The sequence below is a fragment of the Zunongwangia profunda SM-A87 genome, assembly GCF_000023465.1.
GTDB lineage: Bacteria > Bacteroidota > Bacteroidia > Flavobacteriales > Flavobacteriaceae > Zunongwangia > Zunongwangia profunda.
The window spans coordinates 297,325-321,952 of sequence record NC_014041.1 but is presented as its reverse complement, the minus strand read 5'-3'; the positions used below and the strand labels follow the sequence as shown (position 1 = coordinate 321,952).

22 protein-coding genes are annotated in these 24,628 nt (G+C 35.5%); 13 read left to right on the top strand and 9 right to left on the bottom strand.

Annotated features, from left to right (window positions below; all coding sequences use genetic code 11):
- The 3 genes from ZPR_RS01510 to ZPR_RS01500 all read right to left on the bottom strand — a co-directional run bounded on the left by ZPR_RS01510 (position 1) and on the right by ZPR_RS01500 (position 3,201).
- The gene (locus ZPR_RS01510; protein WP_013069829.1) at positions 1–867 is read right to left on the bottom strand and encodes a DUF58 domain-containing protein; all 867 of its coding nucleotides are present in this window, start codon (positions 865–867) and stop codon (positions 1–3) included.
- Positions 868–942: 75 nt separating this feature from the next.
- Entirely contained in the window at positions 943–1,947 is a 1,005-nt protein-coding gene (locus ZPR_RS01505; protein WP_013069828.1) for an AAA family ATPase, read from the bottom strand.
- A 447-nt stretch (positions 1,948–2,394) separates the two neighbouring features.
- Complete coding sequence (locus ZPR_RS01500; protein ID WP_013069826.1) at positions 2,395–3,201, bottom strand: DUF4382 domain-containing protein; 807 nt, start codon at positions 3,199–3,201, stop codon at positions 2,395–2,397.
- Positions 3,202–3,366: 165 nt separating this feature from the next.
- Between ZPR_RS01500 and ZPR_RS01495 the strand changes: the two genes are divergently transcribed.
- From ZPR_RS01495 to ZPR_RS01480, 4 genes are all read left to right on the top strand, one after another.
- A complete protein-coding gene (locus tag ZPR_RS01495) occupies positions 3,367–4,122 on the top strand; it encodes an SDR family NAD(P)-dependent oxidoreductase (protein ID WP_013069825.1) in 756 nt (251 codons plus the stop codon).
- The gene (locus ZPR_RS01490) at positions 4,119–5,255 is read left to right on the top strand and encodes an ATP-binding protein (RefSeq protein WP_013069824.1); all 1,137 of its coding nucleotides are present in this window, start codon (positions 4,119–4,121) and stop codon (positions 5,253–5,255) included. The genes ZPR_RS01495 and ZPR_RS01490 overlap by 4 nt, the downstream gene beginning before the upstream one ends.
- Position 5,256: 1 nt before the next feature.
- The gene (locus ZPR_RS01485) at positions 5,257–5,988 is read left to right on the top strand and encodes a metallophosphoesterase (RefSeq protein ID WP_013069823.1); all 732 of its coding nucleotides are present in this window, start codon (positions 5,257–5,259) and stop codon (positions 5,986–5,988) included.
- Positions 5,989–6,153: 165 nt separating this feature from the next.
- The gene (locus tag ZPR_RS01480; RefSeq protein WP_013069822.1) at positions 6,154–7,158 is read left to right on the top strand and encodes an acyl-ACP desaturase; all 1,005 of its coding nucleotides are present in this window, start codon (positions 6,154–6,156) and stop codon (positions 7,156–7,158) included.
- A 74-nt stretch (positions 7,159–7,232) separates the two neighbouring features.
- Here ZPR_RS01480 and ZPR_RS23980 read toward each other — a convergent pair whose 3' ends face one another.
- The gene (locus ZPR_RS23980; RefSeq protein WP_013069821.1) at positions 7,233–7,625 is read right to left on the bottom strand and encodes a YkvA family protein; all 393 of its coding nucleotides are present in this window, start codon (positions 7,623–7,625) and stop codon (positions 7,233–7,235) included.
- Positions 7,626–7,956: 331 nt separating this feature from the next.
- Here ZPR_RS23980 and ZPR_RS01470 point away from each other — a divergent pair, with 331 nt between their 5' ends.
- Positions 7,957–9,180, top strand: a complete 1,224-nt coding sequence (locus tag ZPR_RS01470) for a S41 family peptidase (RefSeq protein ID WP_013069820.1) — start codon at positions 7,957–7,959, stop codon at positions 9,178–9,180.
- 127 nt (positions 9,181–9,307) lie between these two features.
- Entirely contained in the window at positions 9,308–9,892 is a 585-nt protein-coding gene (locus tag ZPR_RS01465; RefSeq protein WP_013069819.1) for a PhnA domain-containing protein, read from the top strand.
- Positions 9,893–10,006: 114 nt separating this feature from the next.
- On the opposite strand, the gene ZPR_RS01460 is transcribed toward ZPR_RS01465, so the two are convergent.
- Positions 10,007–12,397: a TonB-dependent receptor gene (locus ZPR_RS01460; RefSeq protein ID WP_041578512.1), complete on the bottom strand. Its 2,391-nt coding sequence runs from the start codon at positions 12,395–12,397 to the stop codon at positions 10,007–10,009.
- 273 nt (positions 12,398–12,670) lie between these two features.
- Between ZPR_RS01460 and ZPR_RS01455 the strand changes: the two genes are divergently transcribed.
- Together ZPR_RS01455 and ZPR_RS01450 are read left to right on the top strand one after the other, a co-directional pair.
- A complete protein-coding gene (locus ZPR_RS01455; protein WP_013069816.1) occupies positions 12,671–13,702 on the top strand; it encodes a sensor histidine kinase in 1,032 nt (343 codons plus the stop codon).
- An 8-nt stretch (positions 13,703–13,710) separates the two neighbouring features.
- Positions 13,711–14,436 (top strand): LytR/AlgR family response regulator transcription factor, encoded by a 726-nt coding sequence (locus ZPR_RS01450; protein WP_013069815.1) that lies wholly within the window; start codon positions 13,711–13,713, stop codon positions 14,434–14,436.
- Positions 14,437–14,447: 11 nt separating this feature from the next.
- Here the strand turns inward: ZPR_RS01450 and ZPR_RS01445 are convergent, their stop codons facing one another.
- The gene (locus ZPR_RS01445) at positions 14,448–15,323 is read right to left on the bottom strand and encodes a tetratricopeptide repeat protein (protein ID WP_013069814.1); all 876 of its coding nucleotides are present in this window, start codon (positions 15,321–15,323) and stop codon (positions 14,448–14,450) included.
- Positions 15,324–15,656: 333 nt separating this feature from the next.
- Positions 15,657–16,511, bottom strand: a complete 855-nt coding sequence (locus tag ZPR_RS01440; protein WP_013069813.1) for a helix-turn-helix domain-containing protein — start codon at positions 16,509–16,511, stop codon at positions 15,657–15,659.
- A gap of 126 nt (positions 16,512–16,637) precedes the next feature.
- Between ZPR_RS01440 and ZPR_RS23910 the strand changes: the two genes are divergently transcribed.
- Entirely contained in the window at positions 16,638–18,326 is a 1,689-nt protein-coding gene (locus ZPR_RS23910; protein WP_013069812.1) for a DUF1186 domain-containing protein, read from the top strand.
- A gap of 119 nt (positions 18,327–18,445) precedes the next feature.
- Here the strand turns inward: ZPR_RS23910 and amaB are convergent, their stop codons facing one another.
- Together amaB and ZPR_RS01425 are read right to left on the bottom strand one after the other, a co-directional pair.
- Entirely contained in the window at positions 18,446–19,999 is a 1,554-nt protein-coding gene (amaB, locus tag ZPR_RS01430; RefSeq protein WP_013069811.1) for an L-piperidine-6-carboxylate dehydrogenase, read from the bottom strand.
- 33 nt (positions 20,000–20,032) lie between these two features.
- A complete protein-coding gene (locus tag ZPR_RS01425) occupies positions 20,033–20,575 on the bottom strand; it encodes a 3-hydroxyanthranilate 3,4-dioxygenase (protein ID WP_041578510.1) in 543 nt (180 codons plus the stop codon).
- A gap of 249 nt (positions 20,576–20,824) precedes the next feature.
- On the opposite strand from ZPR_RS01425, the gene ZPR_RS01420 reads away from it, so the two are divergent.
- The 4 genes from ZPR_RS01420 to ZPR_RS01405 all read left to right on the top strand — a co-directional run bounded on the left by ZPR_RS01420 (position 20,825) and on the right by ZPR_RS01405 (position 24,611).
- Positions 20,825–21,889 carry an isoaspartyl peptidase/L-asparaginase family protein gene (locus ZPR_RS01420; protein WP_013069809.1) on the top strand — a complete coding sequence of 355 codons (1,065 nt, stop codon included), beginning with the start codon at positions 20,825–20,827 and terminating at the stop codon, positions 21,887–21,889.
- A 174-nt stretch (positions 21,890–22,063) separates the two neighbouring features.
- Positions 22,064–22,891, top strand: coding sequence for a phospholipase A (locus ZPR_RS01415; protein WP_013069808.1), 828 nt, complete (start codon positions 22,064–22,066; stop codon positions 22,889–22,891).
- Positions 22,892–22,972: 81 nt separating this feature from the next.
- Positions 22,973–23,455: a GbsR/MarR family transcriptional regulator gene (locus ZPR_RS01410; RefSeq protein ID WP_013069807.1), complete on the top strand. Its 483-nt coding sequence runs from the start codon at positions 22,973–22,975 to the stop codon at positions 23,453–23,455.
- A gap of 19 nt (positions 23,456–23,474) precedes the next feature.
- A complete protein-coding gene (locus tag ZPR_RS01405) occupies positions 23,475–24,611 on the top strand; it encodes an efflux RND transporter periplasmic adaptor subunit (protein WP_013069806.1) in 1,137 nt (378 codons plus the stop codon).
- The last annotated feature ends 17 nt before the right edge of the window (positions 24,612–24,628 follow it).

Below are 24,628 nucleotides of genomic sequence, written 5' to 3'. Positions count from 1 at the left end.
TTAGCCTCTCCTTTTAAAATACCCTAAAAGTTTTTTCACATAACTTTCATCTACCCTGGTATTAATTACTCCTGCTCCACTTAGGGCAAAGCTTTCTTCGAAATATCCTACCCGCCCCAAATAATACTCGGTATAGCTGCGCCTTACTGCCTTGCTCCCGGTATTCACAGTGATATATTCGTTGGTCTCTTCATCCAACATTTGTACCAAACCAATATTAGGAATTTCCTTTTCTCGCTGGTCGTATACCCTAATACCTGTAACATCGTGACGATTTCCGGTAATCTTAAGCGTTTGCTGATAATCATCCCCCATAAAATCGGATAGCACAAAAACGATGGCTTTCTTCTTCATCACATTCGATAGATATTTCAGCCCTAAACCAATATCGGTCTTCTTACTTTTTGGCTGAAATTCTAATAATTCCCTTATAATCCTTAAGACGTGAGATTTTCCTTTTTTGGGAGGTATATAATTTTCTATTTGGTCTGAAAACATCAACAAACCAATCTTGTCGTTATTCTGGGTTGCAGAAAATGCTAAAGTTGCCGCAATTTCGGTAATCACTTCTTTTTTAAACTGACTTTGCGTCCCGAAAAATTCAGATCCTGAAACATCGACCACCAACATCATGGTGAGCTCCCGCTCTTCTTCAAAAACTTTAACGAAAGGCTCATTATAACGTGCCGTAACATTCCAGTCGATATTACGAACATCATCACCAAATTGATATTGTCGCACTTCGCTAAAAGTCATCCCTCTTCCTTTAAAGGTAGAATGATATTCACCGCCAAAGATATGATCACTAAGGCGACGGGTTTTTATTTCGATCTTACGAACTTTCTTAAGTAACTCTTTGGTATCCATATTTTTCAATAAACAAATAACAATAATCAATTACCAAAGTGTTTTTGATAATTGCCAATTGATAATTGTGTATACCTACGGCACTTCGATCTCGTTCACGATCTTACCAATAATATCTTCAGAAGTTATATTTTCAGCTTCGGCTTCGTAGGTAATTCCTATTCTATGTCGTAAAACATCATAAACAACTGCCCTAACATCTTCAGGAATAACGTATCCCCTACGTTTTATAAATGCGTAACATTTTGCCGCAGTTGCCAGGTTAATACTACCACGTGGGGAAGCACCAAAGCTAATTAAGGGTTTTAGATCTTCTAAACGGTATTTCTCTGGCGTACGGGTAGCAAAAATAATATCCAGAATATATTTCTCGATCTTCTCGTCCATATATACCTCACGTACCGTTTGCTGTGCTCTTAATATCTGCTCGATACTTACCACCTGATTTACCTTCTCAAAACTTCCTTTTAGGTTGGCTCGAATAATTAATTGCTCTTCCTCTAATTGCGGATATTTAATGACGGTTTTTAGCATAAAACGGTCTACCTGTGCTTCAGGTAAGGGATAAGTTCCTTCCTGTTCTACCGGGTTTTGCGTTGCCATTACTAAAAACGGCTTATCTAATTTAAAGGTTTCGTCACCAATAGTCACCTGCTTTTCCTGCATTGCTTCCAGTAAAGCCGATTGTACTTTTGCCGGTGCACGGTTAATCTCATCTGCAAGCACGAAATTTGCGAAAATAGGCCCCTTTTTTATACTGAAGTCATTAATCTTCATATTATAAATAAGCGTACCTACAACATCCGCAGGAAGTAAATCTGGTGTAAACTGAACACGACTGAAGGATCCATGAACAGCTTGAGATAATGTGTTAATCGCCAGGGTCTTTGCAAGTCCAGGAACACCTTCTAAAAGGATATGTCCCTGACCCAGTAAGCCTATAAGTAAACGCTCTACCATGTGCTTTTGCCCCACGATCACTTTATTCATCTCTTTGGTTAGCACATCTACAAAAGCACTCTCCCTTTCAATTTTTTCATTTAGACTGGCGATATCTAAAGAAGATTGATTATCTGTCATTATTCTAATTAGATTTTAAAACGTGAATATACAACCATACTGCGGTCGTAGCAAATTCAATATTATTAAACTTTCGGGTATTCAATAATCTATATTATTTGTTTTGAGCATAAATTTAACGGAATGCTCTAAATTCTATTGTGTATCAGTGATTAATATTTTTTAAAAATATAAAAACTCCGCTTTATTTTTTATTTTCTGGTCAAAGTTCTTAACAAAATTGGATAAATTGAGTAAAATGTATTCAAAGTATACTCTAAAAACAGCTTTAGTAAACCACCTCAAGACATTGGCATTTATCAGAAAAATATTTTCATTTCAAGACATCTCCACCCCAATAACTACCGGACCGGGAAGGAACAAAGTATTTAATCTCTATTGCTTAAAATAAAAAAAGGTGCTTTTTAAGCACCTTTTACATAAGTATTATTAACTAAGTTTCTTTCTTTATTCCAGAAACAAAGTCTCTACATCTGTAGTACCATCATCATCCACCTCTACATTATCTCTAGTAATAGGGTCTAAACCAGAGATTGGATCGGGCTCAACCTTAATTTGATAGGTTCCTTCTGGTACACCGTACAATGCAAATTCTCCACTGGCATTGGTATAAGCAGAAATACGATTTGAAGCATTTGTAGCAGTCACTAAACTTCTAAATTCTGAAGGATGAACTTTCCCCACGATCTTCCCGGCATCATCCTCTACAGATAAACGAATTACAGGTTTTAATGTATAGCCTCCGTTACCCTGAGTAACAATAGATTCATCTACATCAAAATCTAATATATAAAGGTACTCTTCGCCAGGTTCAAGCTCCTCGTTAATATTTAATTTTAAACCTGATTGCTGTGCACTTGGTGTTGCTAATGGGAATTCTTCTCCGTTTACAACTATGGTATTATCGTTTCCTAATACCAAACGAATCTGCCCGGCATACCCAGGGGCAATTTCTTCATCAGCCAATAATTGCGAAACTCCACCGGTAAGCTCCAATAGATTATAAATTCCGGCTTCAGTATCTAAAGTTACCCAACCTTCATTTTCGTCTTCTTCGACTCCGGTTTGTACTCTAACTGCTTCCACATCGATATTTACAGCATCATAATCTCCTGGTGCATCTACCATTCTTACAGAAATTCGGGCATTCCCTTCTGCTCCGGCAGAATCATCGTCATCGCTACAAGAGGCTAAGGCAAGTCCTGTAAATACTAATAGAAATAAAGTTTTAAAATTTAAAAATTGCTTTCTCATAAAAATAGATTTGGTTTATTCAGCCTAGATAACGGCGTGAAATTAAAATCATTTTCAACCTTTATACACATTAACGCTTTTTAACAAGATTTAAATGCTTATTAATTCATCTAAGCCCTTTACTTGCAAATACTTTAGTACTTTAGTCTTAAAAAAACATTAACAATGAAAACTGCACTAATTACCGGCGCAACAAGTGGAATAGGAAAAGCAACCGCTAGAATTTTTGCGGAAGAAGGATTTAATTTAATTATATGCGGAAGAAGAGAAGGAAGATTAAACGAACTTAAAGAAGAATTACGCAAAATTACTGAAGTTTTAAGTTTAAGTTTCGATGTTCGTGATAAAGAGGAAGTTTTTAAAAAGATTGAAAATTTACCTCCAGATTTCTCAAATATCGATATTCTAATTAATAATGCCGGGAATGCGCATGGTCTGGATCCCATACAAGACGGATCTATAGACGATTGGGAGGCTATGATAGATATAAACCTAAAAGGTTTACTTTATGTTAGCAAAGCAGTAATTCCGGGAATGATCGACAGAAAATCAGGACATATTATTAACATTGGTTCTACCGCCGGTAAAGAGGTTTACCCCAACGGAAATGTCTATTGCGCCAGCAAACATGCCGTTGATGCTCTTAATCAAGGAATGCGAATAGACCTTAACGGTAAAGGGATTAGGGTTGGTGCTATCAATCCGGGGCTTGTGAAAACCGAATTTAGTGAAGTTCGTTTTAAGGGTGATGCCGAAAAAGCCGAAAAGGTTTACCAGGGTTTTGAAGCTTTACGGCCAGAAGACATTGCAGACATTATTAGATTTGTGGTTACAAGACCTTATCATGTAAATATTGCCGATTTAATCGTGATGTGTACCGCACAGGCTACCAGCACTATCGTAGACAGGAAATTACTATGATTAACAAACGGCTTCTTATCAAAAACCTTTTAGCGCATAACGACGAGAATAGCTTTTATGATAAAAAGTTACAACTGAATATAGGCGAAAAAGAAGGAAAAGCTAAGTTTCTAAAACACATTTGTGCGCTGGCAAATTCTAATCCTAAAAACAACTCTTATATTGTTATTGGGGTTAAAGACGAAGATAATGACATTGTGGGTATCGATTTCTTTGACGATAGTAAAATCCAAAATCTTATTAACGCATATTTAAGCAATCCGCCAAAAGTGATATACGAAAATATTCCTTTTCCGCATCTTCCCGATAATTTGGTTGTTGGTCTGGTAACCATTCGACCAAATAATGGTAGAATATGTTCACTAAGGAAAAATATCTGGAAATATTATGGCGGTTCTATTTTTCTTAGAGATGGTAGCATAAGCATGCCAAAGGATTTTGACATTAAAATTGAAGATGAGAATTCTGAGGTTGTCGCCTCGATCGAAAAACATGCACAGAATAATATAGAATTAACTTTAAATGGTGTTTTTGATTTTATAAAGCATCACAAAAAGTTAAACCCTACTTACCAGGTTTTTAAGGAATATTTTGTGGTATGTTGGGCAGGTAAAAAAAAATATGCCAAAGGTGAAATTTATTTTAGTCGTGTAGACATTGCATTAATTAATGAACAGGTAAAATTATTCTATTCAGATTTAGATGAAGTAAGTATTTCTTCTGATGCGAATAGCTTCAAAATTCTGGAATATGTGCATCTTGGATTGCCTAACAGCTATAAATACTATCCATTAGAAGAGGTTACGATTCATTTTAAAGATAATGCCACTTACGAAATCCAAAGTGAGCTGGTCTTTCAACCTCCATTATTCGATAAAAATACACTTTATCATATTTACAATAGCAATAATATGCTGGTAGAACGATTAAAAAAATTATTGCCACTTACTAAAAATCAGCGAAAGGATGTTAAAAACCTACCATCTACTTATTTGCTTTGTTATCTTAACGGCTTTGGAGAAGCGATGGAAAAACTGGAGGAGGCTAAACCTTTCCTAAAAAAATACAGTAGCCAGGCCTACCATTATTATAAAGAAAGTACACGAATTTTAAGAAAAGTAAAATATAGTTAATATGGGTAGAACGCTAAGCATTGGCGATATACACGGAGGATTAAAAGCATTAAAACAACTATTACACGATAAAGTTAAAGTTACTACAGAAGACACAATTATTTTCCTAGGTGATTATGTTGATGGCTGGAGTGATTCTGCCAACGTGGTATCTTATCTTATCGAATTAGCTAAAGATTTTGATTGCATTTTTATAAGAGGAAATCATGATGATCTTACTCATCAATATTTAAAAAGTGGTGCTATTACTGATCGATGGGTTATCCATGGCGGACAAAGTAGTATTGATGGCTACGCAAAATTATCTTCTAAAGAAATTCAACAGCACCTGCTATTTTTTTCAGCAATGCAGAATTATTATATAGACGACCAAAATCGATTATTTGTTCATGCCGGATTTACCAACTTACATGGACCGGAAAATGAATATTACGACACTGGATTTTACTGGGATCGTACGTTATGGGAAATGGCAATCTCTTTAGATCCTAACATTGAAAAAACCAGCGAATTTTATCCAAAACGACTTCAAATTTTTGATGAAATCTTTATTGGTCATACTCCGGTAACAAGAATTGGTGAATCTTTACCCGTGAACAAAGCAAGCATCTGGAACATAGATACCGGCGCAGCGTTTAAAGGAAGTATTTCTGCCCTCGATATCAATACAAAAGAAGTTTGGCAAAGTGACCCCGTGTATACCTTATACCCTAATGAGGACGGTAGAAATTAAACTATTAGCCTAAAACATTTAGAACTTTGTAATTCAATGTATTTCCCTTTAATTTGCAAACCCCGTGTTTGTAATTAAATTACTTGCATGGTTATTGCATTTTATATTGCTAACAACTCTGTAAAGAGAAATAATTTTCTTAATTTACAGTAACATACAAAAATAATGGCCCTAGAAAACATAAGACTTGAAGTGATGAAAACTATCGAAAGTAAAGTAGATGGTTTTATTGACAAATATCTAATTCCGGTTGATAATATTTGGCAACCTACAGATCTTTTGCCGAATCTTCAGGGAGAAGAAGGAATGGAGCACGTAAAACAAATTCGTGAAGAAGCGAAAGAATTAGGTTATGATTTTTGGGTGGTTCTGGTTGCAGACATGGTTACTGAAGAAGCCCTACCAACTTACGAAAGCTGGCTTATGGATGTAGAAGGTGTAGACCAGCAACGCCGTGCTGATGGTGAACAAAACCCATGGTCTAAATGGGTAAGACATTGGACGGGGGAAGAAAACCGTCACGGTGATACTTTAAACAAATATCTTTATCTGTCGGGTCGTGTAAATATGCGCGAAATTGAAAAAACCACGCAGCACCTAATTAATGATGGTTTTGATATTGGTACCGGAAGAGATCCTTATAAAAACTTTGTGTATACCAGCTTCCAAGAACTTGCTACCAATATTTCTCATAAAAGAGTGGGACAATTGGCCAAGAAAAAAGGAAATAAGATGCTGGGTAAAATGTGTAATATCATCGCAGGAGATGAGATGCGTCACTATATGGCGTATCGCGAATTCGTAAAAACAATTTTTGAGCACGATCCTAGCGAAATGATGTTGGCATTTCACGATATGATGAAAAAGAAGATTGTTATGCCGGCGCAGTTTTTAAGGGAAAGTGGCGAAGGTATTGCACAGGCTTTCGAGAACTTCTCGAATGCAGCACAGCGCCTAGGTGTTTATACTACTTACGATTATATCGAAATTCTTAAGAAATTAAACGAATACTGGGAGATCGATAAGATGAGAGCTCTTACCGATGAGGCTGAAAAAGCTCGTGATTATCTTATGAAATTACCGGATAGAATGACAAGAATTGCAGACCGTATTGCTATCCCGCAAGATCAATATCAATTTAAATGGGTAGAACCAAACGGAATCATTTAATTCGCGAAGAAAGCAAAACATAATAAAGTCCGCTATAATAGCGGACTTTCATTTTTTGATCATTGTGGTCTATACTAAGATTTTGAATTTTTCCAGACTTTATAAGCGGCAAGATCTCTTTCAATCAAACTTAAACAGAAGGCGATTACCGCTGCATCATCCAAATAGCCTATCACCGGAATAAAATCTGGGATTAAATCGATTGGTGACAGCACATACAATAATGCTGCACCTACTGCAGCGACAATATTAAACGGAATGTCACGATACTCCCCGCTCGCATAATCCCTTACCAAATTAAATAACAACTGGGCATCGTCAAAATATCGTCTTAAAGCATTTTTACTCTCAAATTTTGACTTTATTTTTTCCTCTTCGTCCAGAACCGTTTCTACATCTTCTTCCTGAAAATCTGCCTGTTTCTTTTTATGCTCTTCTTCGATGGTATCTTTACTGAAAATGCTCATTACTGATTTTTTTAAAGCTCCAAATTAAAAAAATTATGGCAGACCACTATTGAAGTTATCATTGTTTTAAGACTAAACTAAAATATATTCCCAGGACCATAAAATAATACCCAGATCGCTATAATTATCAAAATGCCTATAAACTATAATTGACTAAGATCTCCCGAGCTTACCACAAAATTCTTTATTGCAGCGTATTTGTGCTCAAGCCTTTTTAAGATTTATTTGCTAAAAGCCATGTTTTATCATGCAAAATCAAGACTTCAATTTATTCAAGCAAAATAAAACTTAATAATAGCTAATTTTAAAAATACTTTTTAGTACGCAAATTATGACTATTTCTCAGACCTCCTTAAAGAAGCTCAATTCAAAAAAAACATACCAAAAATTACTGATTTTTACATTTATTTTCTTCGGAACTTATTCCGCTTTAGGGCAAACTTCAGCTTGTGACTGCCTTACAGTTTTAGATGATGCTTCGTCACTAATCCAGCATTCAAAAAGCTATAAAGTTCAGATTAAAAAAGAAGATCGGGAACAAGAATTTCAACAATGGAAAGATAAAATTGTTCTCCAAATCAAAAAAGACAACTTACGCAGCTTTTTTTGCGCAGGTTATCTGCAAAAATATATCACGTTTATTAACGATCGCCATAATCAGATTTATAAAATTCCTGAAACCGTTGCAGAGCATATTCCTACCTACCAAAAACCTATAGATACTACAAAAGTGAAAGATAAAATCTCTGGCATTTACTATGCAGGAAGAGACCAGATATTCGTAAAAAAAGAAACGGACAGTTTATGGTATGGGATCACGCTAAAATCAGCCTCAGAGGGTTGGGAAAAAGGAAAAATAAGGCTGAAAATTCAAAAAACTAAAGAGGGGCATTTAGAATTATTTGAGTTTTACCCTAACGGCGTTCTTTCTTACCAAAACAATATCACAATCAATGATGGGAGAATCCAGAGAACATTTTGGAATAAAGCGAACCGATACTTTTTCCAAATCAATCACGAGCAAAATTTCAATTATAAATCTGTGAATAAGAACTTTGATTACATCGGTATCAAAACATTGAGCAGAACCCGAAATTTGATGAAAGAAGCCGAAGCCTTTTATGAAAAAAACCTTAAAAACCTCCGTAAAGAAAATCTGATTGTAGATTTAAGAAATAACGGCGGCGGCGCAACTAAACAAGCCGCCCCCCTTTTTAAATGGCTTAAGAAAAACAAGCATATTAAACAGGTTTTTGTACTCATTAATTTTCAAACAGCAAGTGCTGCTGAACTCACGGCTCTTCAACTAAAAAAAGATCGCCGGACTATTATTGCCGGTGAAAATTCACGTGGAATGTTAGCATATGGCTACGGAAACCAGTCTTTTTCAGCAAAAACAAAATGCCCAGAATTCAGCGTTAATTTTTCAACCAAACATAAAAATGGTAAATTAAACCAATACGAAAAGAAAGGCATCACACCAGAGCTATACCTACAAAACACCTCAAACTGGATCAATCAAATCCTTGAGTTTAACGAAAAGAATCAGCTTTAAAAATTGATGGTATTCCCCTCTAATTTTAAATATGTTTTCAATATCTAAATTTATTCAAAATGTCAAAAATTTAGTATTCTAGCTTACAAGCGGAAATAAAATGTATTTTTGCAAAAATTTTTAGAAAATGAGCGTACTTGAAAAAAAATTAGTAGACCGTAGTGGTCACAAATGTGAATTATGTGGTTACGAGCACGACTTGCAAATTTATCAGGTACCGCCAACTTCAGAAGGCACCTTAGAAGATTCTATTTTAGCATGCGAAACCTGTGTAGCGCAAATCGAAGATCCTGAAAAAGTAGAACCTAACCACTGGCGTTGTTTAAATGACAGTATGTGGAATGAACATTTACCGGTGCAAATTGTAGCCTGGAGAATGCTAAACAGATTACGGGCTGTAGGCTGGCCGCAGGATTTACTGGAAATGATGTACCTGGATGAAGATGCTTTAGCATGGGCAAAAGCTACGGAAGATACTCAGGATGAATCAGAAAAAATCATTCACAAAGACAGTAACGGCAATATTCTTGCAGATGGTGATTCTGTAGTACTTATTAAAGATTTAGATGTAAAAGGGGCTAATTTCACCGCAAAAAGAGGAACGCCCGTACATCGCATTTCTGTGGTTTGGGATAATGCGGAACAAATTGAAGGCCGTGTAGAAGGCCAACAAATTGTAATTCTCACCCAATACGTAAAGAAAACAAAGTAGTCTTAAGGCTACTTTGTTTTCTTTACGTATTGATTTTTAGCATTTGCATTATTAACCTCCTTATCCTCGATTTTATAGAAACCTGAAATGGATTGAAATCGCTGTAACAAAAATTTACATCCTACTGCTTTCTTCCTGAAGTGAGGTAGGTTTCACTTTTTTAGATGTTCCTTTTCCAAAATTGTAAGTAGCACCAAATACAAACTTACGGGTTTCCCAACGATTTATCCAATGTGTTGTCACGTTATCTTGTTGGATAACAGAATTCCACATTGATTTTTTTAAGATATTCTGACAGCCTAATTCTAACTTCAACTTATCATCTAATAACATTTTTTTCACGTTAACACTAATATCATAGAGAGGATTCATTACACTATTCCCACTTTGAGACCTTCCGCTATAAAAACCAGATGCATTAAGCGTCCAATTATCTTTTAAGGTAAGGTTATGGTACATTTCCATACTATATCCAAAACCAGAACGATCGTAACTAAAATTGACAATTTTGGACTCTTCCCTTGTATGATAGCCATCAAAGCTAAACTGAAAATTCCACCAATCCACAGGTTCAAAAGGGAGGTTTAAAGAAATACCCAGGCGGTTACCTGTTGCCCCATTAGCCGTAAATAACAGGTTATAATTTTCGTTATCCCGATAATCGATTACTGACGTGAGTTGATCATTATAGAAATTACCATATAAGCTGGCACTCATTGCATTTTTATAAATATAATTAAATTCAAAGCTATGATAAAACTGTGGTTGCAATGCGGGGTTTCCGATTTCTAAGGTGTAAGGATCCAGATATTGATAATAGGGGTTTAAATCTAAATAATTTGGTCTCCCTATTCGCCGGCTATAGCTTAACCTGTATTGATGGTTTTCTTTTTCATAATTAATAGACATCGAAGGAAACCAGGCAATATAATTATTGCTATTTGTTTGATTTAATTGTTCAGAAAAACCAGAATAATCTATGTATTCTGCACGGATTCCTGTCAGCACATTCCATTTCCCCAATTGATAACTTCCCTGTATATAAGCAGAAAACAGCTGTTCTTTATAGGTAAAGTTATTGGTAAGCAAATCCTCTGGTATAAATAATTGAGAGCTATCGTTTGCGGCATAATCACTGCTATAATTCATCTTGATTCTAGAGAGTTTCGCACCACTTTCCAATTTTAATTGTTTCGAAAAGCGATGTTGACCATCTGCCTGGGCTGTAAATAATTTATAATGGATTTCTTCAAAAATATCCAATAAAAATTCATTTTGAGGAGTGGGATTTATAGGATACGTATTTTGCAAAAGTCCTTCTTGGCTTTTTTCGTAATCAGCATAATTTAACTGGACATCCAACTGCGTGTCCAAACTATCAGAGATATAATTATAAAACAAATTCCCGCTCGTATTTTTGGTTGGTTCTTCGATCTCTTTTCGAAGCTTTACCTGTCGGTACAAATTATCGTTCCCATATTCATTAGTAGTTCCAAGAGTAAGTTCACCGGAATGTGAATTAGCATAATTAAAAGCAGTGCTTATTTTATGATTTTTCGAAAAATTGCGTTCTATACCTGCTGTAAAGTTTTTTGATATGGTTTTGGGTAACCATTCGTTTTGCTGATCCAGTACTTTTATAGAATCTTCTAACTGAATGGTTTGTGTAATATTCCGGTGATTAACACTATTATTCCTATTATAATTAGCACCCAGGTTGATATTCCATTTGGAATCATTATAGTAAAGATTCAATCCATTTCTGTTTTTAAAATATTCTGCATACCCCACAGAGGAATATACATTTCCACTAAAAGAAGCTGCTTTGGGTTGTTTCAGATTAATATTGATAATCCCTGCTGTTCCAGAAGCGTCATAACGGGCAGAAGGCTGAGCAATAATTTCAACATTCTCAATATTTTGTCCGCTTAAAGACCTAATATACTCTCGTAAAGCATCGCCTTTTAATAAAGTAGGTTTACCGTTTATCATTAGCTGCACATCTGCATTTCCACGAAACTGAACATTTTCATCTTTATCTAAACTCACGCCGGGGAGCTGCCTTAAGGCTTCCAGGCCATTACTACTGGTAATAATCCCCAATTTTTCTAAATTAAAAATCATTTTATCTCCACTAATTCGTATCGCCTTCTTTTTAGCAATTATATTTACTTCTTCCAACTGGCTGGCATCTTCCGCTAATCTAATCTCAAGTTCACTATGTAAGGCATCACCTTCTAAAATTGTATGGTAAGACTGGTATCCCATCATGTCTACTTCTAACAATATTACATCCAATTCGATATCTTCCAGTATAAAAACTCCCTTTTCATTAGAATAGGCATAAGTTATAATACTCTTGTTATCTGGGTCTTTTATCAAAACATTAGCATAGGCTAAAGCTTCTCCGGTTTTTTTATCTATAATTTTTCCATTTATCTGATGTTGAGCGTGTAGTTGAATACAAGCGAAACAAAAACATAACACATGTAGAATAGTTCTCATAATTTTCGGTTTTATGAGTACAAGAGTAATCCAAGCTTAGCAATCAAAACTCAGGAAATGACCAAACGCCTTTATCACAACACCATCCCATTAAAAATCTTATTAAAAAGTTTTGTTGTATAATATTACAGATTCATCCTTTATTTTAAAGGAAAACGTTTATACAGGATCCTTAATCGGGAAGCTATATTATCTTTATGTTCGTAAATTACCTCTAGGCAAGCCTGGGAGCATTTAATCTGGATCATCGAGTTAAGAAACACCTCCATATTTATGAACGAAAAACAGGAAATACGTTATAATCTTCTCTTTTGGGGACTTTTTGTGGGAATGGATTTGTACTTTGAATTTCTCTTGGGAAAATATGAGACCTTTAGCCTGTGGTTACTACTTCACAAAATAGGTTTCTTTTTTTTACAGGCGCTCATTTTTTATTGGGTGTATTTAGGAGTTGCTCCCTATACTATCCCACAAAAAAGATGGTTAAAATTAATTGGAGGGATAGTTATTTCTATTTTTTTGTTTGCGGGAATTCGATATGTTATAGAAGAAGTCATTATTTACCAGATCACCGGTGCCCACAATTATAGTGATTACTCCCGCCGATGGTTATTCTACATTTACGATAATTCATATTATGCCTTTAGGATTATCCTCCTTAGTTTAGTGTTTTATGGCGTAAAATATTTATTAACTGTGAATCAGGAACTCCATCAGCTTCAATTAGATAAAAAGCAAGCTGAACTTAGAGTACTGAAATCGCAATTGAGTCCGCATTTTTTATTCAACACTCTAAACAGTTTTTATGCCGATGCTTTGGAAGTAGATTTAAATTTAAGTAACGACATTCTTAAGCTTTCTGAAATGCTACGCTACATCACCTACGAAAATGATACTGAAATAGTTCCATTAAAAGGCGAGCTCACATTCTTACAGCATTATATCGCCCTTTTTGAACGTCGTTTTGATAATAAACTATACATAGAAAGCCGTTTTCCTGAAAATCCAGAAGAATATCAAATACCATCTTTACTACTCATCCATTTTATAGAAAACACGTTTAAGCATGGTATTCTAGATGACCCTCTACAGCCGGTATGGCTAGACATAAGTATTGATAATATGTATTTAAAAATGGAAGTAAACAATGCGGTAAAGGCCGGGGATAATTATGATGAAAAAGGGATTGGATATAAAAATATACGACAACGCCTTGATTTAATTTTTGGAAAGACCTATGCCTTAAACATTGACGAAGAGAAAAATTATTTTAAAGTATTTCTTCAATTTCCATTGACCCGTTGATAATTTAAATGATGAGAAATAAAAGTTTTACCTGCTATATTATTGATGATGAACCACCTGCAGTGCGCATACTGGAAAAATTCATCCAACAGCTGGAGGTGCTTAGCCTTTTGGGAAGCAGCAATAAATCCCTGGAGGCGTTAAACGAAATACAACTAAAAAAGCCGGATATTCTTTTTTTGGATATTCAAATGCCCGATTTAACTGGAATACAGCTTTCTAAGCTTATCAACTATTCTCCCTATATTATTTTCACCACCGCTTACGCTCAATTTGCCGTTGAAGGATTTCAGGTAAACGCAATAGATTATTTATTAAAACCCATTGCTTTTCCAAGATTTATCGAAGCTATTGAAAAGATAAAGGAACGCCAGCAAACCACCCCTTTGGATGGTTTAATAGCTCCCACTCAGGATTATTTTTTTGTAAAAACCGATGGTAAAAACCGTTTTCAAAAAGTGGCTCTTCCCGATATTCTTTATTTAGAAAGTATAAAAAATTATGTTGTCATCCATACTAAAAACGAACAAATAGTAACCTATAGTACCTTAAAAAGTATACAGGAAAGCCTTCCCGAACTTAGTTTTATTCAAGTACATAAATCGTATATCGTGGCTTTAGATAAAATTGAAAAAACAGATAACTATGAGGTATGGATCGATGGCAAAGACCTTCCATTAGGCGATACTTATAAACATGGTTTTTTTGAAGCTATCCATCAACGAAAACTATAAAAACAACGATATTAATCTTCACTTTTACGAATTATATTTTTCGCATTTTCGTTATTTGGGTCTAATGCTAAAGATTTTTTATAGGCTTTTATGCCTTCTTTTTCTTTGCCTAACTTCAGTAATATTTCACCATAACTATCCCAAGTATTTGCTGCTTTAGGATATAATGCTGTATTCAACTTTAATACTTTTAAAGACTCATCTAACTTATTTTGTCCCATTAATTGATAACCAAAACTATTGATCGCACTTTCAGAAACATTATAAACACTTGTTTTTCCTTTCGCCTTTTCATTCTTAATTAAAGCAATAGTTTTTTCGATTGAACTATTTTCAACATAAAAAGAGAATATACTTTTCAAATTCATTATACGCTCTTTTTGTTTTTGCTCTTCAAGAGTTTCTACCCGATAATAGATACGTTCTTTATCGGTAATTTTAGTGGTATCTATTTTATATCTTTTAAGTTTTCCGTTAGTAGAAGAGTTACTCACATATTGAGTTCCATAAATTTGTGGCTCTTCTCGGCGCATCAAATCTCGATCTACCGCAGCAGCGTACCACCAACGGTTTAAAGTAGAATCCATTTCAATTGCTTTTTTAAAACTTTCTACTGCCATTTTTGATGCGATGGTGTCTTTACCGTGCTGAAAAATAATCCCGGCATTATAATAATCTTTCGCTGTTTCTAATTCACCATCGTTAAAAAGCTGCGTGGCTTTAGCCAATCGAATACTATCTTTTTTATTAAGCTCGACCCAATTGATATTTCCCGACATTCTTTCTGATTGATCGGCATCTGCCATTTTTTGTAATTCTGGATTGGTTTGGGCAAAACCACTACTAATTACTACTAGTAAAATTAAACTGAAATAAATGTTATTCATTTTATTATGTTTTATGCTCCTTCTATTTACACGATTGATAAAAGATTTTGTTACAAATTCTGCTTAAATACTTATCATTCTATTTAAATTTCCGCAACCCAAAGTGCTTTACTATTGTAATGTTGCTGGAGATTAGTTATTATCAACTTTCGATCATAATTACTTTTTTGATCATACACCAAACTATCCGGTAAATGGAGCTTTTCCTCATAGTCTTGCGCAGCGACTAAACCACTTAAAGTGAAAACCAGAATAAAAAGAAAGGCTTCATCGATTACTTTTCAGCAAAAATAGAAGCCACACTATTTAAAAAATTGTACTATTGGGACACAACTAGCCATTAAAGTTCCAAAAGGTATCCTCATCCCCCAATTTACTGACTGCTACCATAAACTTTTTTGTGGATAATTGGGTAAGCTTTTTAAACTGCTTAATAAAGTCTGACTGGTCGTAGTAATGTTCTGCAGAAACCGTAGTAAGATTGATATTATTTTGTTGCTGAATTTTCTCTAAAGCAAAGCGGAAGCGGACTAATTTCCGATATTCTTCAACCGAGCAATCGAGATGCTTTTGAAACAACCGAAGTAAAGTTTTACGATGAATATCTAAATCTCTGGCCAAGGCTGAAACTGAAATCATACCTTTACTTTCTATAATTTTATTCACAGCTCCAATAATTCTTTCTTCTTCAAATCCCAGGCATTGTTGTTGAAAAAATTTATCTAACAAATTCGCTTTTTCTGAAATAATTGAAGTTAAAAATACTTGATCCAAAACTTCATTGAATTTCAAACCAAAAGGATTAGTGAAATTTATGGGCTTAGAAAAAACCTCACTATAAACTTCTTTTATAAAATGCTGAATTCCCAAAGGCTGAAAAACTACTCCGATTTTCACGAATTTCCCATTTATTCTCACTCGTCCTAGATTTTGGTACAGCTTAGAATAAACAACCTTCAAAGAATCTTTCTTAGCTGAAGAAACCTCAACAGAAAAATCTGGCAAAATATTATAATCCACATTTTTATATATGGTAAGTGCATTTTTATAATGCGGATAATAGGTGAACGATTGCTGAAAATCTTCATCATCAGATTCATGAAAATAATAATAGGCAATGTATGGTTGAAGTTTTGTTGAAGGTTTACAAGTGAAAAAAGTAGCTGTAGCCATAACTCCAACAAACATAAGAAGTACAAATATAGCCAAATTAAAAAACCTCTACGATTTTTAAAACCTATTCAATTGTTTTCAATTTGGCGTAAATCTCGATAATATTATATTTAAATTTGAATAACCAAAAAGAGATAAAAAATGCTTCAATACCAGCTCCAATCTTATACTATAAGTTCAGATCACGAATTATTGGACAATGAAAACCATATTACTTCAAAAATACGTGAAATTCTTGAAAGCATACACCCCGATGTTCTTAAAGGCAAAGGATACCTGCTAAAAAAATTGCCCCGACTTATTAAGCAATATCCACGGGTGCCCGCTTTAAAAAACTTTTTGGCCACGCTACATAAAGAACGGGGAGAAATGGAACAGGCGTTTAAAGCCAACCGCTGGTTGGTAAAAGAGCATCCCAATTATTTGTTTGGGCGTCTTAATTTGGCTGCGGAATATTTAGAAAACGATCAATTAGAGAAAATCCCGGAGGTTTTGGGCGAAATGATGGAGCTAAAATCACTTTATCCCAATCGTGAAGAATTTCATATTGAAGAGTTTATCGCTTTTAATCAAATATCGGTTTTATATTTTTTGGCACAAGACGAGATCGAACAAGCTGAAATGAGGGTAGATATGATGGTAAAAGTTGCCCCAGATCATCCTAAAACGGAATATGCACAAGACCGAATAAAACAATTTATGCTTATAAAAGCGGCAGAAAGAAAACAACGAGAAAACGAAGAATACCACTCCCCAGCAGTAACTGATAGGCGTTCGCACCTGCAAACCGATAAGGCTCCTGTTTTTAATTTCCCTATACAAATGCAGTGGCTATATGAGGAAGATTACGATTTTCCTAAAAACAAATTAGAAACCATCCTTAAACTGGAGCGCGAACCCCTTATAGAAGATTTAAAAAAATTACTAAACGATAGCATTGCACGTTATGACTACTTTATGGAAGATGATGAAATGGACCTTCTCCTCTTTCCCATACATACTTTATTCATACTGGAAGAATTAAATGCTGAACAGGCATTACCAGAAATTTTTGAGATCCTAAAACAGGATGAAGATTTTTATGAAATATATTTTGGGGATTTTGCAAACAATGTTGTTGCTTCGATCCTTTTTACATTTGGAGAAAATAACCTGCAACAATTTTTCGACTTTCTAAAAACCCCTAATCTTTATGGGCTTTCCAAATCATACGTCTCTGAAGGAATTGCGTTTTTAGCAAACGAAAAATCAGCATTAAGGGAAAGTATCCAATCCCATTATAAAGACCTGCTGCTCTATTTTATTGCAGAAAAGCAGAATGAAAACTTAATTGATCACGAAGCCTACGGACTTATCATTGCTGATATCATAGATTTGCGGATGGAAGAATTACTCCCGCAGATCAAGGAACTTTACCAGTTAAATTTAGTTGCCAAAAGCATAAATGGTGAATTTGACAGTATTGAAGAAGCTTTTAAAAAACCCGAATTTATCAGTGAACAGGCAAAGCTGCCAAAAGCTGATCTGTTTAAGAAATATGAAATCTGGAAGGCAGACTATGAAGCTTATTTAGAAAAAGAGTTTAATGACTTTGATGAAGAACTAGAGGATGATGACTTTAGCTTGTATGATCGTTTTTTCGAGGATGAAGAACCGGAAGATGACTTTGATATGGACGATGTTCCTTTTGATGAAGAAGCATTTCAGCATCTAATAATGAATAACGAAGATCAACAACCGATTATAAAACAAAAAGAACCAGGAAGAAATGATCCTTGTCCCTGTGGAAGTGGAAAGAAATACAAAAAGTGCTGCTTGAATAAAAAATAGCATTTCTTTTTATTAAAAAAACCTCACAGGTTTTAGAAACCTGTGAGGTTTAGATGATTTGCTACAAGTTCTCTAACAGCTTGTAGATATTTTATATTTAAAATCCCTTAGTAAAGGATTTACAGATCAAACTTAATTCCTTGCGCTAATGGTAATTCAGTAGTGTAATTAATCGTGTTGGTTTGTCTGCGCATATACACTTTCCAAGCATCAGAACCACTTTCACGACCACCACCGGTTTCTTTCTCACCACCAAAAGCGCCACCAATTTCAGCTCCAGAAGTTCCAATATTTACATTGGCAATTCCACAATCTGAACCTTCAACCGATAAGAAACGTTCGGCTTCCCGTAAATTATTCGTCATAATCGCTGAAGAAAGTCCTTGACGAACGCCGTTTTGTAATTCTAGCGCGTTACTCACATCGCCTTTATATTTCATAATATAAAGCACGGGTGCAAAAGTTTCGTGTTGTACGATCTCAAAATGATTTTCAGCTTCAGCAATCGCGGGTTTTACATAGCAACCGCTTTCGTAACCTTCGCCCTCTAAAACGCCACCTTCAACTAAAACTTTTCCGCCTTCTTCAACCACTTTCTCTAAAGCAGCCTGATAATTTTTTACCGCATCTTTATCGATTAGCGGCCCAACGTGATTATTTTCATCTAACGGATTCCCGATCTTAATTTGCTGGTAAGCATCTACAATCGCATTTTTCACTTTATCGTAAACATCTTCGTGTACAACTAATCTTCGCGTAGAAGTACAACGCTGTCCGCAAGTTCCTACCGCTCCAAAAACCGCACCGATCACGGTGTTTTTAATATTCGCATCTGGAGTGACGATAATGGCGTTATTTCCGCCTAATTCTAAAAGCGATTTCCCTAAACGCCCGGCCACTTCTTTCGCTACGGTTTTTCCCATTCTGGTAGAACCCGTTGCAGATATTAGCGGAATTCGCTCATCCTTGGTCATCAACTCACCTACTTTATAATCACCGGTGATCAAACAGGAAATACCTTCTGGCACTCCGTTTTCAGAAAAAACACGAGCAGCGATATTCTGGCAAGCTACCGAGGTAAGCGGAGTTTTCTCTGAACCTTTCCAGATACAGGCATCACCACAAACCCAGGCTAAAGCCGTATTCCAAGACCAAACTGCGACCGGAAAGTTAAACGCTGAAATAATTCCAACAACTCCTAATGGATGGTATTGCTCGTACATTCTGTGTCCAGGACGTTCAGAATGCATCGTTAAACCGTGTAATTGTCTTGATAATCCTACCGCAAAATCACAGATATCGATCATCTCCTGTACCTCACCTAAACCTTCCTGATAGGATTTTCCCATTTCGTAAGAAACCAATTTTCCCAGTGGTTCTTTAAGTCGGCGTAATTCGTCATTAAATTTTCTAACAATTTCACCTCGTTGCGGAGCAGGCATTGTTCGCCATTCCTTAAAAGCTTTTTCAGCCGTAGTGATCACTTTTTCGTAATCTTCAGGCGTGGTAGCTTTTACTTTTCCTATCAAAGCTCCATCAACCGGAGAGTAAGATTCGATAATTTCTCCGCCAGAAAAGAAATCTTTCCCGGTCGAAGTTCCGTTGTTTATATCTTGAAGCCCTAATTCTTCTAAGGCTTTATCAATTCCAAAATCTTTTGCGATTTGACTCATTTTTATGTGCGTGTGGTTTGTTTGCTCAAATGCTTAATCTTCGTCTGCCACAAAGCGAGGATCGGTTGGCATTACCTCACCACAATTATCGCAGGTTCTTAAGTCTTCACTAGCATAAAAGTCTTTAAAGTGTTTTAAAAAGTCTTTTTCGATATCTTCTAGCGGAAAATAAACCTCGTGCAATTTATGATTACAATGATCACAAAACCATAACAAGCCATCTTCGCCCGGCAAATCCACTCGTTTACGCTCTACCACCAATCCTAAAGAATTTTCGTGACGAACTGGTGAATGTGGTACTTTAGCCGGATTTAAATACATATCTCCAGGCCCTAATTTCATGGTTTTTTTCACACCTTCATCCTGAATATGAACTTCGATATTCCCTTCCAGCTGGTAAAATAATTCTTCAGTTTCGTTATAGTGATAATCCTTTCTGGCATTTGGCCCGGCAACGATCATCACGATATAATCATCTGCTTCTCTGTATAAATTTCGGTTTCCAACTGGTGGTTTTAACGTATCGCGGTTCTCTTCGATCCACTTGGTAAGATTAAAAGGTTTAGCTACAGCCATAATATAATTTTTGAACCTAAAATTACACAATATGAACAAAAGAACCCCAAAAATCGATAAATATCTGGGCATTCCTGTGTACTAAACTATCTTTCATTTTACGTCTTTTTGTAAATTTTTATATACGACCAAAATCACTTCCCTTTACATTCTCCGTAATCTGTACGCTTTTTTACTATTATTCCTATCCTGATTTATTAAGCAATTCAATTAATTTATATAAATTCAGACCTTCTAAATTAATTTTTGATGAAAAATCTACTTCTTCTACTTAGCATTTTTGTTTTTATAGCCTGCGGTAACACTTCAGAAAAAGAAACCACTCCTGCTTTTACTTCAGAAGCGAAACCACAGGACGATATTCCTAATTTTGGGATTGTAATCCACGGGGGCGCCGGAACGATATTAAAAGAAAATATGAGTGATTCTCTGGAAAAGGCCTATAAAACCAAACTGGAAGAAGCCATAAGAACAGGTCACGAAATTTTAGCAAATGGCGGGACAGCGATCGAAGCAGTACAACGAACTATAAATGTGATGGAAGACTCTCCACTATTTAATTCGGCCAAAGGAGCGGTTTTTGCCAACGACGAAACCAATCAACTGGATGCCTCGATTATGGACGGTAAAACCTTAAATGCAGGGGCAGTGGCCGGAGTCACTAATATAAAAAATCCTATCAATCTAGCTTATGAGGTGATGGAAAATTCAGAGCATGTGCTACTTGCAGGAAAAGGTGCTGAAGAATTTGCCACACAACGCGGATTGGAAATTGTAGATCCGAGTTATTTTTATACCGAAAATCGTTTTAAAAGTTTACAAAAAGTAAAAGAACGTGAAAGGGAAAAATCAGGAAATAAAACGGCTGCCAATTACGACAGTTTTATAAAAGATTCGAAATTTGGAACCGTAGGCTGCGCTGCTTTGGATAAAAACGGAAATCTTGCAGCGGGAACTTCTACCGGCGGGATGACCAATAAAAAATGGAATAGAATTGGCGATTCTCCCATTATCGGTGCCGGGACTTACGCTAACAACGCAACTTGTGCGGTATCATCTACCGGTTGGGGAGAATTCTTCATACGTGGCGTTGTAGCTTACGATATTTCAGCATTAATGGAATATAAAGGATTGAGCTTACAGGAAGCGGCAGCTGAGGTTATTCAGAAAAAAGTACCAGAGATGGGTGGCGATGGCGGAATCATTGCCATAGATCACGATGGTAATGTAGCGATGGAATTTAATACCGCCGGGATGTACCGAGCGACAATGAATAAGAAAGGTGAATTAAAAATTGGTATTTACGGCGAATAATTTCAGCTTAAAAATATAGATTTAAGCCCTGTTTTTTTCAGGGCTTTTTTATTTGTTAAACCAATCTATAAATAAAATCGAAGCCCTAAATTTGCAAAACTGGTTCTAAAACTTTCAAAAATCGGTTTTTACTGTTATTTTTAAAGTCAACCTCAACAATTGAATTCTATTTTGATGAAAATCCTCTTTGCTTTATTTACTTTCTGTTTTCTACTTAAACCTGTTTATGCACAACGACTTACAAAAGAAGAATTACAGGATAGTGTAAAGACGATTCCATCTTTTACCATTCATAAAGACAATTATTTTATTACCGGAGTTCCTACGCATACCGGAATTAGCAAAAAAACTGCAGATGCTAAATACCAGGTAAGTTTTAAGCAATTACTTTTTAGAAAAAAAGTGCCCCAGGATTCTTATTTATTTTTGAAATACACACAAAAGGCTTTCTGGAACATCTACGAATTTTCCAGCCCTTTTAAAGAAATTAATTTCAATCCTGGGATTGCGTATTCTAAATATTTCTACGATAAATCGAATAAAGTGAATTCATTGGCTACGCTAGCTTTAGAGCACGAATCGAATGGTCGAGACAGTATCTATTCTCGTAGCTGGAATTTTGTTTCTTTAGAATATCACTGGGCAATTTCTAAAAAACTTGTGGCAGGAGTGAAAGCCTGGCTGCCTTTTTACTACAAAGAGAGTAATCCAGACCTTATGGATTACTCTGGATACGGTCAGTTAAATTTTGATTATGAGTTTATCCCAAATAGACTTTATGCGCAACTAATGCTTCAAAAAGGACTTTCTCTAGACTGGAAAGGAGCGGCAAGACCTAGAATTCTTTACAATCCTTTTAATAGCGTTAACCAGTTTCTCGTATTAGAATGGTTCACCGGTTATGACGAAAACCTTATTGAATACGATAGGTACCGCAGTGTGATACGTATTGGTTTTCTTTTAAAGAGCAACGAATTCGATTTTCTACGCGCTAGAAAATAATTAACTTTTTTTTAAGTTTAGTTAGTTCGGTTAATTCCGAACCAATCGTATTTTTGCAAACCGAATAATAAAATTCAAGGTATGGAATGTTGTTCTGAAGAGAAGAAAAAATTGATAGAAGAAGTTGGGCTTCATTTTGAAAAAGCCAAGCAAATGTCTCCTCTAGCTGCAAGAATATATGCTATTATGATATTATCGCCCTATGACGGACATACGTTTGACGAAATATTAGAAATGACTTGTGCCAGTAAAAGCTCTGTTTCTACTCAACTTAATCTTCTGCTTCAACTCAAAAAGGTAGAATATTTTACTAAATCTGGCGACCGTAAAAGATATTTTAGAGCGAGCAAAAGCTACCTGATAAATACATTAAAAGAAGATTTGGAACGAGTGAAGGAAGAGATTGCTTTGATAAATAAAATTACAGAATTCAATTCACTTTATAACCAACATAAGTATGAAGAGCACGGAGTTATTTCTGTACTTTTTCGGGCTTATTTAATTAAACAGCAAGGAAATATGAAAGATACTATAGAGAAAATGTCAAAATTTAAAAATCAATAAATATAACCTACGTATAAAAATGAGAAAATCAATATTAAATATAAGTTTATTAGCTGGCATCCTGCTTCTTATATCTTGTGGTAATGATAGTGAAAAATCACAACAGGCAGCTGGTGCCCAGGCTCAACAGGCCAAACCCTATCCTGTAATAGAAATAATCACTAAAACTGTAGAAGGGAACACCTCTTACCCGGTAAATATAGAAGGTATTGTAAACAGTGAAATACGTGCTAAAGTATCGGGCTACATTAACAAAGTGATGGTTGATGAAGGTGAAAAAGTAAAAAAAGGGCAAATCCTTTTTAAACTGGAAACCCAATCCTTAAATCAAGACGCCCAAGCCGCTCAGGCCAATGTAAATGCAGCTCAGGTTGAAGTAGACAAACTTAAACCGCTGGTAGAAAAAGATATTATTAGTGAGGTGCAGTTAGAAACGGCAAAAGCAAAATTACAACAAGCAAAAAGCAGTTATAATAGTATTGCGGCCAATATAGGCTATGCGAATATTAAAAGCCCCGTAGATGGTTATGTAGGCTCCATTAGGTTAAGGGAAGGTGCTTTAGTTAGCCCTACCAGCCAACAACCTTTAACTACCGTAGCTGATATTAGTAAAGTGTATGCCTACTTCTCTATGAATGAAACCGACTATCTTAATTTTCTTCAGAATAAAAGAGGAGAATCTTTTGACGAGATAATTAAAAACCTTCCCAACGTAAAATTAAGATTAGCTAATGGCACGATGTATTCTGAAGAAGGAAGAATAGAAACCATAAATTCTCAGGTAAACGCTAACACAGGTACTGTTTCTTTTAGAGCGGTATTTGACAATTCTTCCAGAATTTTAACCAATGGAAATAGCGGAAGCATTCTTATTCCCGAAGTTTATAAAGATGCCGTTGTAGTACCACAGTCTGCCACGTTTGAACAGCAGGGAAGCATTATGGTGATGAAAGTAGGGGAAGATAACAAAGTAACTTCTTCTGCCATTAAAACTAAAGATGAAATTGGCAGTTTGTACATCGTTGAAAGCGGAATAAAACAAGGCGATAAAATTGTTGCAAAAGGAGTCTCTAAAATTAGACCCGGCTCTGAAATTAAACCACAGCCTTTGCCTTTTGACAGCATAGCAGAACCTATCGAAAAAATATTTAAATAAATTGCTGAAGAAATAAA